At 40.6% G+C, this 17287-nt stretch carries 19 protein-coding genes and 1 pseudogene; 17 read left to right on the top strand and 3 right to left on the bottom strand.

Annotation, left to right across the window (positions count from 1 at the left end; all coding sequences use genetic code 11):
- Window positions 1–24: 24 nt before the first annotated feature.
- The 3 genes from J7E66_RS16575 to J7E66_RS16585 form a co-directional block, all read right to left on the bottom strand.
- Window positions 25–1695 carry a PAS domain S-box protein gene (locus J7E66_RS16575; RefSeq protein WP_215001837.1) on the bottom strand — a complete coding sequence of 557 codons (1671 nt, stop codon included), beginning with the start codon at window positions 1693–1695 and terminating at the stop codon, window positions 25–27.
- A gap of 228 nt (window positions 1696–1923) precedes the next feature.
- On the bottom strand, window positions 1924–2427 hold the full coding sequence (locus tag J7E66_RS16580; RefSeq protein ID WP_215001839.1) for a GNAT family N-acetyltransferase: 504 nt from the start codon (window positions 2425–2427) through the stop codon (window positions 1924–1926).
- A gap of 188 nt (window positions 2428–2615) precedes the next feature.
- On the bottom strand, window positions 2616–2768 hold the full coding sequence (locus J7E66_RS16585; RefSeq protein ID WP_214716880.1) for a YpzG family protein: 153 nt from the start codon (window positions 2766–2768) through the stop codon (window positions 2616–2618).
- A 326-nt stretch (window positions 2769–3094) separates the two neighbouring features.
- Between J7E66_RS16585 and J7E66_RS16590 the strand changes: the two genes are divergently transcribed.
- From J7E66_RS16590 to J7E66_RS16655, 17 genes and pseudogenes are all read left to right on the top strand, one after another.
- Window positions 3095–4273, top strand: a complete 1179-nt coding sequence (locus J7E66_RS16590) for an acyl-CoA dehydrogenase family protein (protein ID WP_088086948.1) — start codon at window positions 3095–3097, stop codon at window positions 4271–4273.
- 375 nt (window positions 4274–4648) lie between these two features.
- Window positions 4649–5413: a beta-ketoacyl-ACP reductase gene (locus J7E66_RS16595; protein ID WP_215001840.1), complete on the top strand. Its 765-nt coding sequence runs from the start codon at window positions 4649–4651 to the stop codon at window positions 5411–5413.
- Window positions 5414–5433: 20 nt separating this feature from the next.
- Entirely contained in the window at window positions 5434–5883 is a 450-nt protein-coding gene (locus tag J7E66_RS16600) for a MaoC family dehydratase N-terminal domain-containing protein (protein WP_215001842.1), read from the top strand.
- Window positions 5880–6281 (top strand): MaoC family dehydratase, encoded by a 402-nt coding sequence (locus J7E66_RS16605; RefSeq protein WP_215001844.1) that lies wholly within the window; start codon window positions 5880–5882, stop codon window positions 6279–6281. The genes J7E66_RS16600 and J7E66_RS16605 overlap by 4 nt, the downstream gene beginning before the upstream one ends.
- 229 nt (window positions 6282–6510) lie before the next feature.
- Window positions 6511–7284 (top strand): SDR family oxidoreductase, encoded by a 774-nt coding sequence (locus J7E66_RS16610; protein WP_215001846.1) that lies wholly within the window; start codon window positions 6511–6513, stop codon window positions 7282–7284.
- Between the two features lie 286 nt (window positions 7285–7570).
- Window positions 7571–7858: pseudogene (locus J7E66_RS31820) on the top strand (thiolase family protein); the annotation flags it as partial.
- The gene (locus J7E66_RS33090; RefSeq protein WP_483861498.1) at window positions 7853–7942 is read left to right on the top strand and encodes a hypothetical protein; all 90 of its coding nucleotides are present in this window, start codon (window positions 7853–7855) and stop codon (window positions 7940–7942) included. The pseudogene J7E66_RS31820 and the gene J7E66_RS33090, both read left to right, overlap by 6 nt.
- Window positions 7924–8022: a hypothetical protein gene (locus J7E66_RS31825; RefSeq protein ID WP_374103855.1), complete on the top strand. Its 99-nt coding sequence runs from the start codon at window positions 7924–7926 to the stop codon at window positions 8020–8022. The genes J7E66_RS33090 and J7E66_RS31825 overlap by 19 nt, the downstream gene beginning before the upstream one ends.
- Window positions 7991–8170: a hypothetical protein gene (locus J7E66_RS32900; RefSeq protein ID WP_374103856.1), complete on the top strand. Its 180-nt coding sequence runs from the start codon at window positions 7991–7993 to the stop codon at window positions 8168–8170. The genes J7E66_RS31825 and J7E66_RS32900 overlap by 32 nt, the downstream gene beginning before the upstream one ends.
- 134 nt (window positions 8171–8304) lie before the next feature.
- Window positions 8305–9249 carry an MBL fold metallo-hydrolase gene (locus J7E66_RS16620; RefSeq protein ID WP_215001848.1) on the top strand — a complete coding sequence of 315 codons (945 nt, stop codon included), beginning with the start codon at window positions 8305–8307 and terminating at the stop codon, window positions 9247–9249.
- Window positions 9250–9311: 62 nt separating this feature from the next.
- Entirely contained in the window at window positions 9312–10832 is a 1521-nt protein-coding gene (locus J7E66_RS16625) for a long-chain-fatty-acid--CoA ligase (protein WP_215001850.1), read from the top strand.
- A 23-nt stretch (window positions 10833–10855) separates the two neighbouring features.
- Entirely contained in the window at window positions 10856–11749 is an 894-nt protein-coding gene (locus J7E66_RS16630) for a R2-like ligand-binding oxidase (RefSeq protein WP_215001852.1), read from the top strand.
- Between the two features lie 25 nt (window positions 11750–11774).
- A complete protein-coding gene (locus J7E66_RS16635; protein ID WP_215001854.1) occupies window positions 11775–13298 on the top strand; it encodes an aldehyde dehydrogenase family protein in 1524 nt (507 codons plus the stop codon).
- Between the two features lie 19 nt (window positions 13299–13317).
- Window positions 13318–14526, top strand: a complete 1209-nt coding sequence (locus J7E66_RS16640) for an iron-containing alcohol dehydrogenase (protein WP_215001856.1) — start codon at window positions 13318–13320, stop codon at window positions 14524–14526.
- A 237-nt stretch (window positions 14527–14763) separates the two neighbouring features.
- On the top strand, window positions 14764–15615 hold the full coding sequence (locus tag J7E66_RS16645) for a GNAT family N-acetyltransferase (protein WP_215001858.1): 852 nt from the start codon (window positions 14764–14766) through the stop codon (window positions 15613–15615).
- 112 nt (window positions 15616–15727) lie between these two features.
- Entirely contained in the window at window positions 15728–16663 is a 936-nt protein-coding gene (locus J7E66_RS16650) for a manganese-dependent inorganic pyrophosphatase (protein ID WP_215001860.1), read from the top strand.
- A gap of 47 nt (window positions 16664–16710) precedes the next feature.
- Window positions 16711–17265, top strand: a complete 555-nt coding sequence (locus tag J7E66_RS16655; protein WP_215001862.1) for a DMT family transporter — start codon at window positions 16711–16713, stop codon at window positions 17263–17265.
- Window positions 17266–17287: the final 22 nt, after the last annotated feature.

Here is a 17287-nt window from a genome sequence, read left to right on the forward strand (position 1 = left end):
GGACGGGCTAATCACTCATTTGTCTTACACTCCTTCAGGAATCGAGCGCTGGTTGTTTTTAGGGTCTTTTTGCTTGATCGGTAATGAAATTTGAACAGAAGTCCCTTGATTTTTCTGACTATCAAAATGGATATTGCCTTGATGGGATTGAACAATCTTGAAACTAACCGTTAAACCTAACCCAGTTCCTTTTTCTTTAGAAGAGTAGAAAGGTTCGCCAATTTTCTCTAATCTTTCTTTTGAAATTCCGCAGCCATTGTCTTTAATGGAAATTAACACATGACTATTTTCTATTTGCTCTAGAATAATGGAAACCGTTCCGCCATTTTGGCTTGCTTCAATCGAATTTTTAATCAAATTGATAAACAATTGCTTGAGTTGATTTGGTTCGCATTCAATCCATATGTCGTTTTCTGGAAAAAGAGATTCAATTTGAACATTATATAAACTGGCTTCGGTGTTTAATAATGATATGACGTCCATTAATAGCTTCTGAAGATCTGCTTTGGTATATTTTAAAAGCTGAGGCTTTGCCAATAACAAAAGCTCACCAACAATGTCATTGATACGATTTAATTCGTCGAGCATAATTTGATAAAAAAATTGATGCTTCTCATCTTCCATTTGTAAAAGTTGGACAAATCCTTTTAATGACGTCAGCGGATTCCGAATTTCATGGGCAACGCTGGCAGATAATTCTCCAACGATTGATAGCTTTTCTGTCCTGCGTAGACGTTCTTCTGCATCCCTTAAGGTGGTCACATCACTGCCATAGCCAATGATCCCAGTGATATTTCCATTAATTATCATTGGAATGGAAGTACATTGTAAGATAATCCGATTCCCGTTTGCATGTGGTATATACAGCTCATACATGACCGGTTTTATTTCTTCCACAACAGTGGAAATGAACTTTGGAAGATATCGTTTATAACTTTTCGGTAATAATTGTTTTACATTTTTCCCAATTGCTTCTTCCCGTTTGAAGCCTGTAATGACATCATACTGTGGGTTTAAATTGGTAATAGTTCCGCCTAAATCCATCATATAAACAATATCTGGACTGTATTCAAATAATGACTTATATTGTTGCTGACTCTCTGCTAATTTTAAGGCCATTTCCTTTTTTTCGGTAATATCACGTCCAATGATGACCAAACCTTGTCGACTGCCATCTTCGTAAAATAGTGGTACTTTAATCGTGTCAAATATTTTTACTGATCCATCTGGAACAGGAAGGACTTCCTCTATTCGAGTGATTTCTCGGTTAATCCAAGCTTCTTCATCAGAAGTTTCACAAAATCTGAGAGCATCACCGTAAAAGTCTGTATACTCGGCTAATTCCGAATCCTTTTTCCCCCGATAATCCACATTCTCAAGCTGGAATAATTGTAAACCAAATTCATTTGCTTCAATCCATCTGCCTTCACCGTCTTTAAAGTTAACAAAATCAACCATTGAATTGATTAAAGTTGATAGACGTTTCTGATCTTCCTGGGAAACATCTAACTCCTCTTTTTTACTAATGAAGAAATAAATGAACCCTCCAGTCATGGCAACATAAAAGATCTCTTTTGACCTTAACACCAACTCAATAAGTGAAGAAGGCACATATTGTTCGATTACATAATTGGACCCATATATCCAAATAATACTTGTAAAAAAGTAGAGGATGATGATCTTTATTTTATTCATGGAAATCTCCAGTTCTCTTCAAGGAATAAAGTTTATTAAAAACAAGGAGTAGTGTGAATTTATTACTCCTTAGTCTATAGTACTAGATAATCCATTATTTTGGAATAATGTAACGCTTGAAATATTAATAACTATAAAAACTTTTACTACATTATTATCTGATTGCCTACATGGAAAAGACTTATGGAGTGTATTCCATAAGCTATCTGTTCTTCGATTTCAAGATTTTTAGAAGAGTCTTTTTCCAAGGATAACTAAATCACGTTCAATGCCATCCAGCTCAGCCACATTCGGAAGCTGTGCCCATTTTTCAAATCCAAAACTTGAGAAAAGTTTAATGCTAGGTTCATTATGACCAAAAATAAAACCTAGTAAGGTTTTGATTTGCAGACTTGGACAGGAATCGATTGCTTTTTGGATTAAATATTTACCAAGTTTCCTGCCTCGAAAGTCGGGATGAATATAGATACTAATTTCTGCTGTCGCATTATAGGCGGGCCTTCCGTAAAAAGATTGGAAACTAACCCATGCGCAAATTTCTCCTTGATTTTCTACAACCCATAATGGACGAAAGGTTGATGAATGTTCGTTAAACCATTGAACTCTGTTTTCTACTGATATTGGTTCAAGATCGGCTGTAACCATCCTACTTGCTATGGTTGTATTATATATATCAACAATTGCAGGCAAATCACACATATCGGCATCTCTAATCGTAAAGTCATCAAACATGTCATGTTCCACTCCCGTTTTTTTCTTATTAGATTTTATGATATCTTTTGGAACAAACATTATCAATATTGTAATAACAAATTACTTAGAAAAAGAAAAACCTTTTCTCGAAATTGCTATTCGAGAAAAGGTCATTTCTAATGACAGTAATTGTTTATGCTGCCATTACTCGTTTCTTTGCCTAAGCCTTACCAACGGTGGGCCTTGGCATTGCTCCTTAAGATGATCGTGTTGTGCGTCACTTGAGTTTGCCCATTCACTTGTGAATTTTGACGTTTTGGACGCGTCGTATGGTGGTGAAAGAGCTCTGAGTGCGGATCTAAATGGTCTTTATAACTCATCTAAAATCACCTCATCAAAGGATTTGAAACGACGATATTCTAATGAATATCACCATTATCTTTTGTAAATTGAAAGGAAATTAGTCGCCAAAAATGAATTTTTTAACGGATTTATTTATTCTCACAAATGTGAAATCGCTTTAAAACACATCTGAAAAGTCCTTTAGTGAAGTAGCTAGAGAATTTTTTTATTAGGAAAATATTACCTTGTATTATCTGAAAGTTCGGAATAAAATAAAGTTAACATACCAACCGGTAGGTATGCCTGCGATTTATAAATTAACGGCATTAAACTTGATGTTTAGAATAAGAATGGAGTGAATGGTATGTATTTACGATTGACTGATGAACAAAAAATGGTCCAAAAAACAATTAGAAGATTCGTAGAAAAAGAACTGATTCCTCTTGAAAACGATGTACTTCGTAATGAACGAGAAGGTAAACCGAGTCTTCCTGCAAGTAAACTAAAAGAGCTGCAACTAAAAGCGAAGGAAGCAGGTTTTTGGGGAATTAACACTCCAGAGGAATATGGTGGTGCAGATCTTGGTCAAATGATGATGGCAATTGTGTTAATGGAAGTGTCAAAAACCTTTGTCCCATTCCAGTTCGGCGGTGGTGCAGATAATATTCTTTACTATGGCAACGAAGAACAAAAGAAAAAATACTTACTTCCAACAATAAATGGTGAGAAAAAGTCCTGCTTTGCAATGACAGAGCCAGGTGCTGGTTCTGATACCAGAAATATCAAAATGACAGCTGTGAAAGATGGCAGTGAATGGGTTCTAAATGGTGAAAAAACGTTCATTACCGGCGGAAACGAAGCGGACTTCGTTATGGCGATAGCGATTACGGATAAGGAACGACATCAATCAACACAAGGCCGCGAAGGGGTTACATGCTTTATTGTTGATCGCGATATGGGCTGGAAATCAGAGTATATACATACAATGGGAGAATGGGGTCCAGCCGGCTTAGTATTCGATAATGTCCGTGTTCCGGAGGAAAATATTCTGGGTGAATTACACAAGGGGTATAATCTCGGTCTCGAGTGGATTGGGTTTGCACGCTGGGTTGTTGGGGCAAGAGCAGTCGGTGCCGCTGAACGCTTGCTGCAAATGGCGATTGATTATGCCAAGGAACGGGTTACATTTGGGAAACCTATTGCTGAAAGACAAGCAATCCAATGGCAAATCGCAGATTCTGCGGTTGAAATTGAAGCAGCAAGATGGCTAGTCTTGAACGCTGCCTTTACTCTAGATCATGGGGAAGATAATCGACACGTAGCATCGATGGCAAAATTATATGGTGCAAATATGGGCAACAACGTCGTTGACCGTGTCCTTCAAATTCACGGTGGGATGGGGTATACAAGAGAATTACCAATTGAGCGCTGGTATCGTGAAGCAAGACTATGGAGAATTTACGACGGCACAGACGAAATCCAACGAATGATTATCGCACGTAACCTGATTAAAGGTCATGTGAAGATTGGTCAATACGTATAATCATTGTCTCTGTTATATTTCGATGTTCAAAATAAAGTCGTGAAGAGACATATTTATTGTATTTGTAAGGTCCAGACGATTGGCAACAGAAATCAAGAAAAACAAAGAAAAGTGTCTCCAATGAGGGTTATTGACAACAGAAATCAGGGGAAAACAAAGAAAAGTGTCTCCAATGAGGGCTATTGGCAACAGAAATCAGGGAAAAACAAAGAAAAGTGGTTCCAATGAGGTTTATTGACAACAGAAATCAGGGAAAAACAAAGAAAAGTGTCTCCAATGAGGGTTATTGACAACTAAATCAAATGAAACTATAACATAGCCACAATTTAAATGTAAGCGCAATCTATAAATTTATTAAACTCAGGAGGAATAGAAATGGCAGGCAGATTTACGGGAAAAGTTGCTTTTGTTACGGGTGGAAGCCGTGGAATCGGCAAAGGGATTGTCGAGCTTTTTGCACAAGAAGGAGCAAAGGTAGCTATAATTGATTTGAACGAAGAGGCGTTAAGTGAAACAACTAGTGAATTAAAAGAAAAAGGTTATGACGTTTATTCAAAGGTTGCAAACGTCGTTGATGCCGAGCAGGTTGAAGATGCAATGAAAGAGGTTTATGAGGCATTTGGCTCCGTAGATATCCTCGTGAACAATGCTGGGGTAATCCGCGATAATCTATTTTTTAAAATGACCGATTCAGATTGGCAGACCGTTATGGATGTGCACTTAAAAGGATCATTCAATGCAGCCCGAGCTGCACAAAAATATATGGTCGAAAATAAATATGGGCGTATCATCAATATTTCTTCGACATCAGCACTTGGAAATCGCGGTCAAGCCAATTATGCGGCGGCAAAGGCCGGCTTGCAGGGCTTTACAAAAACACTCGCAATTGAGTTGGGAAGATATGGGATTACAGCAAACTCAGTGGCGCCAGGATTTATTGAAACGGAGATGACAAAGGAAACCGCTGCCAGAATCGGCATTCCTTTTGAGCAATTAATTCAATCAAGTGTGGCACATATTCCAGTCGGCAGAAGTGGCAAGCCAGAAGACATTGCCAATACAGTAGCCTTCTTTGCTGATGAAAAATCGTCTTTCGTGAATGGCCAAGTAATTTATGTTGCCGGCGGACCAAAATGTTAATTAGGTGAGGTGAGGATGAATTGTTTAAAGACCAGATAGGCAAACAATCAAACAAGGTTAAAAATGAAGTTGAAAGAGGAGCAGTCAAAAAATTTGCGGAGGCGATTGGTGACCTTCATCCCATTTATTTTGATGAAGAAACTGGAAGAAATTCAAGAAACAAAGCCAACATTGCACCTCCTACCTTTCCAAGAACTTTTGATTATGGGGTCACCGAAGGATTAAATCTTCCCAATAAAGGTCTAATCCACGGGGAACAAACATTTCATTACGAGCGGCCATTAAGGGTTGGCGAAACAATTTACTGTTATTCCAAAGTAAAAAGCTACTTTGAGAAAAAAGGGAGCTTTGGGAAAATGGGATTCCTGGTTGTGGAAAATTACGGTGAGGATCTATCCGGCGCTTTAATTTTTAGCTCATCCTCAACGATTGTCATCTCTGAAGCTGTGAGGAAGGTGTTGGCACAATGAGTACTCTTACTGAATTACAAGTTGGAAAATCGGTCAAAGAAATTCAATTGGAGCCGGTTTCGCGTCTTGACTTAATCAAGTATGCGGGTGCTTCAGGAGACTTTAACCCAATACACACGATTGATGATGAGGCGAAAAAAGCGGGATTACCAGGAATAATTGCCCATGGAATGTGGACAATGGGGAACCTTGCAAAGCTTTTTACTACTTATTATGACGAAGGCTTCATACAGGATTACTCGATCCGTTTTAAAGGAATGGTATTTTTAAATGATGTGATTACACTGAAAGCGACACTGAAAGAAAAGCAGGAACAAAATCTGCGCTTTACGGTCCAAGCAGTCAATCAACAAGGAAATGAAGTATTAAAAGGTGAGGTAGTCTATCACCAATATTGATTACATGAAGTATATTTAGACCCGGCACCAAGAAGAAAAAACCTTCTTGCTGCTGGGTTTATTGTTATCAAGTCGGATGTGAATAATATGAAAATTTTGGTATTATAACAAATATCTACATACCAACTGGTTAGTATTTAGTGGTTGTCTATAAAGGGAAGTGCAGGAAGCTTTTCACCGGTTTCGGTGGTAACGGGCTCAATGATGCATTTAATAGGAGGAACGATCAATGAATGTGAAAGAGTTGTTTGATTTAACGGGAAAAGTAGCTATTGTAACAGGCGGCGGCAGGGGACTTGGCCAGCAAATTGCTGAAGGCTTTGCGGAAGCAGGTGCAAATGTAGTGGTTTGTTCAAGAAAATTGGAAGCCTGTGAGGAAGTAAGCGAAGGCATAAAAAGACTGGGTGTGGAGAGTTTTGCCTTAAAATGTGATGTCACCAGCCCCGAAGATATCAAGAATGTCGTCAAGCGGACGATTGAACGATTTGGGAGAATCGATATTCTCGTAAATAATAGCGGTGCCACTTGGGGAGCACCAGTCGAGGAAATGCCGCTCGAAGCTTGGAAAAAGGTCATGGATGTCAATGTTACTGGTACCTTCTTAATGTCACAGGCGGTTGGAAAAGTGATGCTCGAACAAAAATCAGGAAAAATAATTAACATTGCATCAGTGGCTGGTTTAAAGGGCAGTAATCCAAAGTATATGAATGCAATTGGCTACAACTCTAGTAAAGGGGCTGTGATTACTTTTACTAAAGATTTAGCTGTTAAGTGGGGACCTAGTGGCATATATGTAAATGCGATTGCCCCAGGTTTTTTCCCGACGAAAATGTCAAAAGGGCTGCTTGATCAAGGGGGAGAAGCCATTCTGGAAGGGACACCATTAAGGAAATTTGGTACCGATAATGATCTTAAAGGCGTTGCCTTATTCCTAGCTGCACCAGCTTCGGACTTTGTGACGGGAGACATCGTGGTTGTCGATGGAGGGGCGCATGCGATGTAAATATTATCACCAAAATGAGATTCGCTGATTGAATTAGCAGATTCGCCCATAAAACCGTGGGATTCGCCCATAAAACTAAGAAATTCGCCCATAGAATTGTAGGATTCGCCCATAGAACTGAGGAATTCGCTGATAAAACCAGAAATTTTGCTGATAGAATCCTATTTTTCAAAAAAGATGAATCCTAACAGGGTTATTTAGATAGAAAGAACAGTAAAATATCCTAAAATTACTTGAAATTCAATTAAAAAGTTCAACATTCAATATTCCAAGGGGTGAAAGCGTAATGAAAAGAGATGCGGTCATCGTTTCAGCCGTCAGAACTGCGATTGGCAGACAAGGAAGTGCTCTTGCAGGTGTTCCTGCCCACGTATTGGGGGCAGAAGTTATTAAAGAAGTAGTTAAACGCGCCAATATTAATCCGGAATAATAGAAATGTCTTGTCAGGCGGTGGAAATATCGCTAGATTAACAGCCTTACAGACGGGGTTATCGTTAGATTTGCCAGGAATAACAGTAGACCGTCAGTGGGGTCAGGACTGAATGCTATCAATCTTGCTGCCCAAGCAATACGTGCCGGGGATGGGGATGTCTATATTGCTGGCGGGACAGAAAGCATGAGCCGGGCCCCTTATTTCGGATGGACCTTGAAAAAGTAAATAAAAACGGTGGAGCTATTGCCCACGGACATCCACTCGGGGCAACAGGTGCCATCCTCGTCACAAAAAGCAATCTATGAATTAAAACAATCAGCTGGAAAATATGCCCTGATCACCGCCTGTATTGGAGGCGGACAAGGAATTGCAACAATAATCATTGGTGTCAGGCACCAGATGGTAGCGGAAGCAAAAATAAGCTTCAGTAAATTATCTCAACAGGGGGAGTGAGCCAATCTTGGTAAGCTCCCTGCAACTTAATCATATTTATTATGAAAAAGAAATATAGTTTTGATAGTGCTTAGGTCGTTCCTCCTGTCAAAAAGTGATAGTTAAAAAATGTTTTAGTAGGGAGGGGTATTAAATTGTTTAGAATTGTACCGCTTGAATTAGAAACCCATTTTGCTGAGGGTACGGTCAATGCCTTTTTGGCGATTGGTGATTCAGTTACGTTAATCGACACGGGTAACCCAGGTAAAGTGTCCTTTCAACAACTCAAAAGTAAACTACATAAGCATGGCGTTACATTGAAGGATATTGATCAGATTGTCCTTACTCACATCCATATCGACCATGCGGGTGCAATTCCTTACATTTTGGAAGAAATAGATGTGCCAATCTATGTCCATGAACAGGCGAGAGGTTCGATTAATGTTGGTGTGGAAGAGTATCGGCGAGTGCAGGCTTTTTTTCACAAGTTTTTAACGAACTGTGGTGCCGATCCATTCATTCACATCATCGAACGGCCATTTAACGAGGAAAAGTGGCGGAATATTACCTATCTAAATGAAGGTGATGTTATTCCTTTAGGTGGAAAGAGGTATGAGGTAATTCATGTTCCCGGCCACAGCCAATCTGATATTTTACTATGGAACCAAGAAACAGGCGATACCTTTGCCGGCGACCATTTATTAAAGTCTTTTTCCGTGAATGCCTTTATCGAGCCACCTAATCCCGGCGAGGTCAATCGTCCGAGGCCGTTAATGCAATACCGAGACTCGCTTGAAAAAGTAAGCCGACTGCAGTTGGAAATGATTTACCCAGGTCACGGCGAGGCATTTAGTGATCATTTATCCTTGATCAAAACAAGATTACTAGAACAGGAAAAGCGCTGTGAACAGATTCTAGCGATTCTTTCAACAGGAGGAAAATCCATCTATGAAATCTGCAGGCAAATGTATCCACGATTGCAGGGGAATACCGTGTTCTTAGGATTATCACAAATTCAAGGCCATTTGGATTTACTTGAAGAAAGACAGCAGGTTAGTTATGAGCAAAAAGATTCAGTTGTTATTTATCGTTCGACCTAGTAATAGTGGTAGTCCTATACCTTCGGGTGTTTTATAAGATTTTTAAAAAGGGAGCGGATGTTGTGAAGTTGAAAGACCTGCTGGAAACAAATATCGCCGAGTATGGTGAGTATCCTTTTTTATTTTACAAAGAAAAGACGTTCACTAATATTGAAACGAAGCAATTCTCGGACCAATTTGCATGTGGTTTGCGAAATCTTGGAATTGCTAAGGGTGACAGAGTAATAGTTTGTATGCCCAATTGTCCAGAGGTCCTCTTTGCCTATCAGGGAATTACCAGAGCAGGAGCAACGATTGTCCCTGTTATGTTTACTTTGCATCCAAAGGAGCTTCACTACATAGCACGAAATTCTGGCGCAAAAGCAGTAATTACCTCCTCCGCAGTAAGGAATAATGTTGAAAGTTCATTTGAAGGATTACCGGCTAAACCACAGTTAATTGTTGTTGATCTGCCATCAGACGAACGTGCGAAAAACTTTTATGACGTGTTTGTCCCCGCCGAAAATCAACTTGTCGATGGTGTGAACTCAGATGATACAGCAGTCATTCTATATACCTCAGGTACGACTGGAAATCCAAAAGGGGTGCTATTAACCCATAAAAACTTATATTCTAATGCCGAGAATTCAGCAAAACATAATGAAACAGAGCGGGGCACAACACTTGGAGTCCTGCCGCTTGCTCATGTATATGGCTTAACGATTTCGAATATTTGCTTTCTAACAGGCAGCTCTATCGTTATTTTTTCAAGCTTTGATACACAGGAGGTATTTAAAGCGATTGAAAAACATCAGGTTAAGACGTTCTCAGCTGTTCCCGCGATGATTCATGCCTTAGTATCTTATCCACATGCCGACCAATATAACATCACCAGTCTTGAATCAGTCGGATCAGGTTCTGCACCGCTGCCAGTTGCCTTATTGCACGCTTTTGAACAAAAATTTGGCGCAAAAGTGTATGAGGGCTATGGGTTATCAGAGGCTGCTCCGGTTGTTACTGCTCATCGCAAAGGAATCGAAATAAAACCTGGCTCTGTTGGGATCCCGATTCCTGGGGTAGTGTTGAAAATCGTCGATGAAAATGGCGAGGAAGTTCCTGTTGGTGAAGTGGGTGAATTAATCGTTCGCGGTTATAATGTCACGCCTGGCTACTATCTAAATGCCGAAGAAACCAACCGTGTCTTAAAAGATTCGTGGTTATTTACCGGGGATATGGCCCGGATGGATGATGAGGGCTATGTCTATATCGTTGACCGAAAGAAGGATTTAATTATTCGCGGCGGATTTAATGTGTATCCTCGTGATGTCGAAGAAATATTAAATGCTCATGAACAAGTTTTTGAGGCAGCGGTTGTTGGTATTCCCGATGAACGAATGGGCGAAGAAATGGTTGCCTGTGTCGTGAAAAAACCCGGTGCAAAAGTAACGGAAGATGATTTAATTCACTTTTGCCAGGACCATTTAGCAAAAAACAAAACACCACGTAGAATCGTTTTCCTAGAGGCACTGCCAAGAAATGGTGTCGGGAAAATATTAAAGACGCATCTCCGCAAGCAAGCATCAGAAATTGTAATCAAACCGTAAAAGAAAAAAGGAGGAGAACATATATGGAAAAAAGAACCATATTAACAACTAGCTGTCGAGGTTTGCTTGAAGATTCTTTCCCGTACCGCTTATTCCAAAAAGCAAAACGGTTAGGAACCTGGAACCCAGCAGATATTGATTTCAGTCAGGACCAAAAGGACTGGAAAACACTAAATGCGGAACAACAAGAAGATATCTTGCGGCTTATTTCTCAATTTCAAGCTGGTGAGGAAGCGGTTACATTAGATCTTCTTCCACTGATCATGGCGATTGCGAAAGAAGGGCGCCTTGAGGAAGAAATGTTTTTGACGACCTTTTTATTCGAGGAAGCGAAACATACAGAATTTTTCCGTCTAGTTTTGAATGCAATCGGGGAGCGAGGGGACTTATCTCACTTTCATACCGAAACCTTTCAGAAGATTTTCTATGAGATTCTCCCAACAACAATGGAACGGCTGATTTCCGACCAATCCCCAGAAGCGATCGCCGAGGCATCGGTAGTGTACAACATGTTTGTTGAAGGAGTATTAGCAGAAACCGGTTATTATTCTTTCTATCAAACATTAGAAACCGCGGGTATCATGCCAGGATTGCTTGAAGGTGTTGGTAATTTAAAAAAGGATGAGTCCAGGCATATTGGCTATGGGACTTTCCTTTTGCAACGGTTAATTTGTGAACATCCACATCTCTTTGATTTTGTGGCAGCCAAGATGGGCGAGCTGACCCCATTAGCGATTAGGCTAAATCAAGAAGGCATCGCAGGAAGGGAGGTTAGTGCATTCGACGGGAATCCTGCAGATATCATGAACTTTACCTTAAAACAACTCTCAGTCCGAATGGAAATCTTAGCGCGTGCACAAGGCAAAAAAATCGAAGAGATTTATAGATACACAGATAGTGACTTAGGAGTGCTATAAATGATTTTAGAAAAGGAGGATTTTCATGACAGTAAAGGTTGAAGTTCAAACATTTCCCCACTTTATTAACGGAAAGTGGGAGCCAGCTTCCAGTCAAGAAACGTTTGATGTATTGAACCCGGCAAATGGTGAACTTGTAGCTAGAGCAGCAAAAGGAACTACGGAAGATGTTGACCGTGCTGTAAATGCGGCCCGTGAGGCATTTGATCAGGGTGACTGGAAAGACATGAAGCCAAAAGACCGAGCCAAGGTGTTATATGCGATTTCCTATCAAATTGCCGAACATGCCGAGGAGCTAGCATACTTAGAAGCGATTAGCTCAGGTGGAACGGTACGCCGAATTGGCAATAGTGATATTTTGCAAATGGTTGACTTGTTCCAAACATTGGCCAATTTTACGGTTGAGTATCCATTCTCGGAAACACTGCCAGTGCCGCCATTGCCAGGACCGGCACATAATTTTATTTGGCGTGAACCAATCGGTGTATGTGCAGCGATTACTCCTTGGAACTTGCCAATGGTGATTGCTACCTGGAAGATTGCTCCGGCACTGGCGATGGGGAATACAATTGTGATCAAGCCAGCCAGCTACACGCCGCTGTCCACTTTGAAGTTAGCAGAAATTATTTCAACCGTGGTCCCTTCAGGTGTAATTAACGTTGTCTCAGGTTCTGGTGCGGAAGTGGGCGAAGCTTTAGTTAACCACCCCAAGGTCGATAAAGTGGCATTCACTGGTTCGACTGAGGTTGGCAGACGAATTATGGGAATTGCTGCTGGGACGATTAAGAAAACCACACTAGAACTTGGTGGAAAATCACCTAATATCCTTTTAGAGGATGCCGATCTTAGTATTGCTCTGCCTGGAAGTCTATTTGGAGTATTTCTCCATTCCGGTCAGCTTTGTGAATCAGGGACGCGTTTATTTGTACCAGATAAGCTGTATGACCAAGTGGTTGCAGGTTTAGTTGCTCTCACAAGTAAATTAAAGCTTGGGAATCCACTTGATCCGACCACCGATCTTGGTCCAGTAATCTCGAAAAAGCAAAAGGAAACCATCCTTTCCTATATTGAAGCAGGTAAACAAGAAGGCGCGACCCTTGTCTGTGGTGGCAAGGAAGTTAAGGTTGATGGCTGTGAGGAAGGACATTTCATCGAACCAACGATTTTTACAAATGTCACCAATGATATGAAAATTGCCCAGGAAGAAATTTTCGGCCCAGTCCTCTGTGTGATTCGTTATTCTGATCTGGACGATGCGATTCGAATGGCCAATGATACGATTTATGGCTTAGCTGCAGGAGTTTGGACACGTGATGTCAATAAAGCCTACGCGGTGGCTAGAAAACTGCAGGCGGGCGTGGTCTGGATTAATGACTGGCATATGCTCAGAAGTGATGCCCCGTTTGGCGGGTACAAACAAAGCGGAATTGGCAGAGAAATGGGACAGCAATCACTCGATGCCTATACCCAGGTAAAGCATGTCCACACATCGATGTCGCCTGAACTAGATCGACGCAATTGGTATGGAATTCTGTTTGGCCAAAACTAATGAAGAGGTGAGGATGAAAATGAAAACAACCTTATCACAGTTTATGTTACGTACGGGTATATACAGCGGTTCAAACTCAAGGGCGATGGTCCCGAGTCTTTTTGCTGGTCTGGGTGCCAAACGGGTGCTCCTTTTAAGTGATAGAGGACTAGAAGCAGCAGGAATTGTTGAAAAAGTGACCGATATTTTTTCGCTGACAGGTCATGGCTCTGGCCCAGAACTTGTCGGTCAATTTCTTGATATCAAACAGGATGCCGAAAGCAGCTGCATCAATGAAGCTGTCCGCTATGCAAGAGAAATAGGTGCAGATTCCTTACTTGCCGTTGGCGGGGGCAGTGTTCTGGATACCGTAAAAGGGGTAAAGTATGCGCTCCACAAGGGATTGACAGATATAAAAGAGGCGATCCCTGGCGGTTTGTTGTACGAGTCATTCCCAAAAGCAAATTACATACCGATTCCCCATATTGCCATTCCGACTACCGCGGGAACCGGTTCAGAGGTATCACCGATTGCCGTTATTTTTAATGAAGAAATTCAAATGAAGACGAATATCATCAATCCGTTTATTAATGCCGATATGGCGATCTTGGATCCAGATTTAACCGTCGGACTGCCACCAGTCATTACGGCATTTACTGGATTTGATGCCTTAACGCATGCCATCGAGGCGCTCGCATCACCAACCGCAACAGGTCTAACCGATGCCTATGCTCTACATGCAATTCGCCTTATTGAAAAAAATCTACCAGTTGCCGTTGTTGATGGTTCGAACCTTGATGCCCGCATGGATTTATTGCAAGCTAGCTTAATGGGGATCACAGCTTTCAGTTTCGCCTTAAATGCGATACCTGTTCACAATATGGCTCACGCGTACGGGGCCTTGTTCCGAATTCCACATGGCTTAGCAAATGCAGTCTTTTTGCCGGTGGTCATGGAATTGGTACCTGATTTATATCTGCCAAAGGCTGCTGAATTGGCACAAGCCTTGAACGTGGATGTAAAGGGTGATACCCCGCAAACGGCATTAGCAAAAGTGATTGGGAAAATTAAATTGCTTCAATATAAGGTAGGATTACCGGCTGATTTCAAGCAATTCAACATTAGCGAAGAGGCACTCCAGATGGCGATTCCAGCGGTCATGAAGGACCCAGCTGCATTAAGCTTCCCAATGCCAAAAGAATTAATTGCGGCAATTGGGCAAAAGGTTGTTCCCTTGCCGGTGAAATAGATTTTTAATGTGACCCAGCCAACGCGAAGACAAGCTGGCTGGGTTTAATAAAATGCTGAATTTAGTTATACATACCAAAGGAAGAACCTAGTCGCCAGTAAAAAGAGGCCATCCGCCAGTAAGAGGAGTCCATCCGCCAGTAAGAGGAGTCCATCCGCCAGTAAGAGGAGTCCATCCGCCAGTAAAAGGAGCCATCGGCCAGTAAAAGGAGGTTATCCGCCAGAAAGGGTTGAAAATATGAAAATTACATTTAAAAGATTAACAGAATGCACCATACAAGATACAATAACGGCTTGGAATCAGGGGTTTGAAGGTTATTTTGTGCAAATGGAAATGACAGCCGAATTGTTTTTTAACCGATTGGTTAATGAAGGATTATCTTTGAAGCACTCTTTAGTTGCTTTTGATGGAGAAGACCCTGTAGCGATTGTATTAAATGGATTTCGTGTAATTGACGGAAAAAAAGCTGCATGGAATGGCGGGACAGGAATCGCCCCCAAATACCGTGGAAGGGGTGTGTTAAAGCTTTTAATGAAGGCAGCCATAAAAGTTTACTCCGAAGAAGAGGTCGAGATTGCCACACTTGAAGCCATTAAGGAAAATGAAAGGGCCATTCGATTATATAAAAGTCATGGCTATGAAATAATTAATTCACTTGTTTATCTAAATGGGACCATAGCGTTTGATCATACTCCCATTGCCTTTAAATCTATCCGGCCCGAGCAACTGCCAACTTTCCATTTTTATAATGAAAAGGTTCCATGGCAATGTCAGTGGCAGAGTGTTAAGTCGGGTGAAACACAGATCTATTTCGACAGTAATCAAAAGCCATTAGGATATTCATTATATAAGAGAGTGTGGAACAAGGACGGGCAACTGGAAAAAGTAATTTTATATCAGCTTGAACTATTCAATGACATTAAAAAGGAAACGATAAAGTCTATTTTCACTTCTATATCTGGAGAACATCAAAAGCCCGTCAACTTCATGACAATTAATTCCATATTATCAAATCCTGTTATCCCATTCTTACTAGATTTAGGTTTTGAGAAAAAAACAGAGCAAGTCCAAATGATAAAAAAAATGTAATTAAAAAAATTTTTTTGAATCCTAATTCATAATATTATATAATTTTCGTTAGGGCCATTCTCAGGTAGATTGGGCTTGACCTACATAAATTCATCGGATTAGGAGAAATAAAATGGAAAAAGTACTTATTTTCGGTCATAAAAATCCTGACACAGATACGATTTGTTCTGCTATTGCCTATGCAGACTTAAAAAAACAATTGGGTATGGATGTTGAACCAGTGCGCTTAGGACAAGTAAATGGTGAAACACAATATGCACTAAACCAGTTTAATGCAGAGGCTCCACGCCTTGTTGAAGCAGTTTCAAGTGAAGTAAACGCGGTCATCCTAGTTGATCACAATGAGCGCCAGCAAAGTGCAAATGATATCGCTGAAGTTCGTGTATTAGAAGTAATCGATCACCACCGGATTGCTAACTTTGAAACAAGTGATCCGTTATATTACCGCTGCGAGCCTGTTGGGTGTACAGCAACGATCTTAAATAAAATGTACAAAGAGAACAATAAAGAAATAAGCAAAGAAATTGCCGGATTAATGCTTTCTGCGATTATTTCTGATTCATTATTATTTAAGTCCCCAACTTGTACGCCAGAAGACGTGGCAGCAGCACGTGAGTTAGCTGAAATTGCTGGTGTCGATGCAGATGCATATGGACTTGAAATGTTGAAAGCTGGAGCAGATGTTCGCGACAAATCAATTAACGAACTGCTAAGCCTAGATGCTAAAGGATTTGAAATGGGCTCAAGTAAAGTAGAAATTGCTCAAGTCAATGTGGTTGATACAGCAGATGTGCTTGCTCGTCAAGAAGAATTAGAAGCGGCGATCTCTACGATTATCGAAGAAAAGAACTTAGATTTATTCCTGTTTGTGGTAACTGATATCTTAACAAACGATTCAGTTGGTTTAGCTTTAGGAAGCAAAACAGCTGCAGTAGAAAAAGCTTATAATGTTACCCTTTCAAATAACACAGCTACCCTAAAGGGTGTTGTATCACGGAAAAAGCAAATCGTACCTGTGTTGACTGATATTTTTACTAAAGGGTTATAAGATAGACCGTCCATGGACATTTTCATGGACGGTTTTTTCTATCCCTATTGGCATTAACACCATTATTCACATTTATTCCGAATAGCGTCTTATATGGATTTCATCCATTTGTACTTGTGTCTGTTTTATTTATCATGGTCGGTGTTTATTTTTTAAATTTGAAAGGTCGGAACCCGCTGACTCCATTTCTTGAATTAAAAAAAACTAGGAATTTATTGGGGATCGCATCAGCAGTTGTGTTTGGAGTTAGTATGGTGCCTTCGCAGCAGTTACTTGTTCATGGATGGGTAAATCCAGTGACGCTTTACTTCTATCGAGCCTGCGGTATTGCCCTAATTACCTATCTAGTTTACCGTCCAAAGGTGTGGTTTCCGAGCCTGCATAAACATCTAAGTTTACGCGGAATTACGGTAATCATCCAATGGATTTGTCTTTTTACTGCCTCAAAATTTGCCGATGGAACACTTGTTGTGTCACTCGCTTTCACTTCACCGTTATTTGCTGTTTTCCTAGCATGGTATTATTTTAAGGAGCAAATTACGCCCGCAAAGCTAACTGCTTGTGTGATTACAATCTTAGGTATTATTATTACAGTCGTATAAAGGGAACAATGAACAAAGGAGG

It is taken from the genome of Bacillus sp. ISL-7, assembly GCF_018613065.1.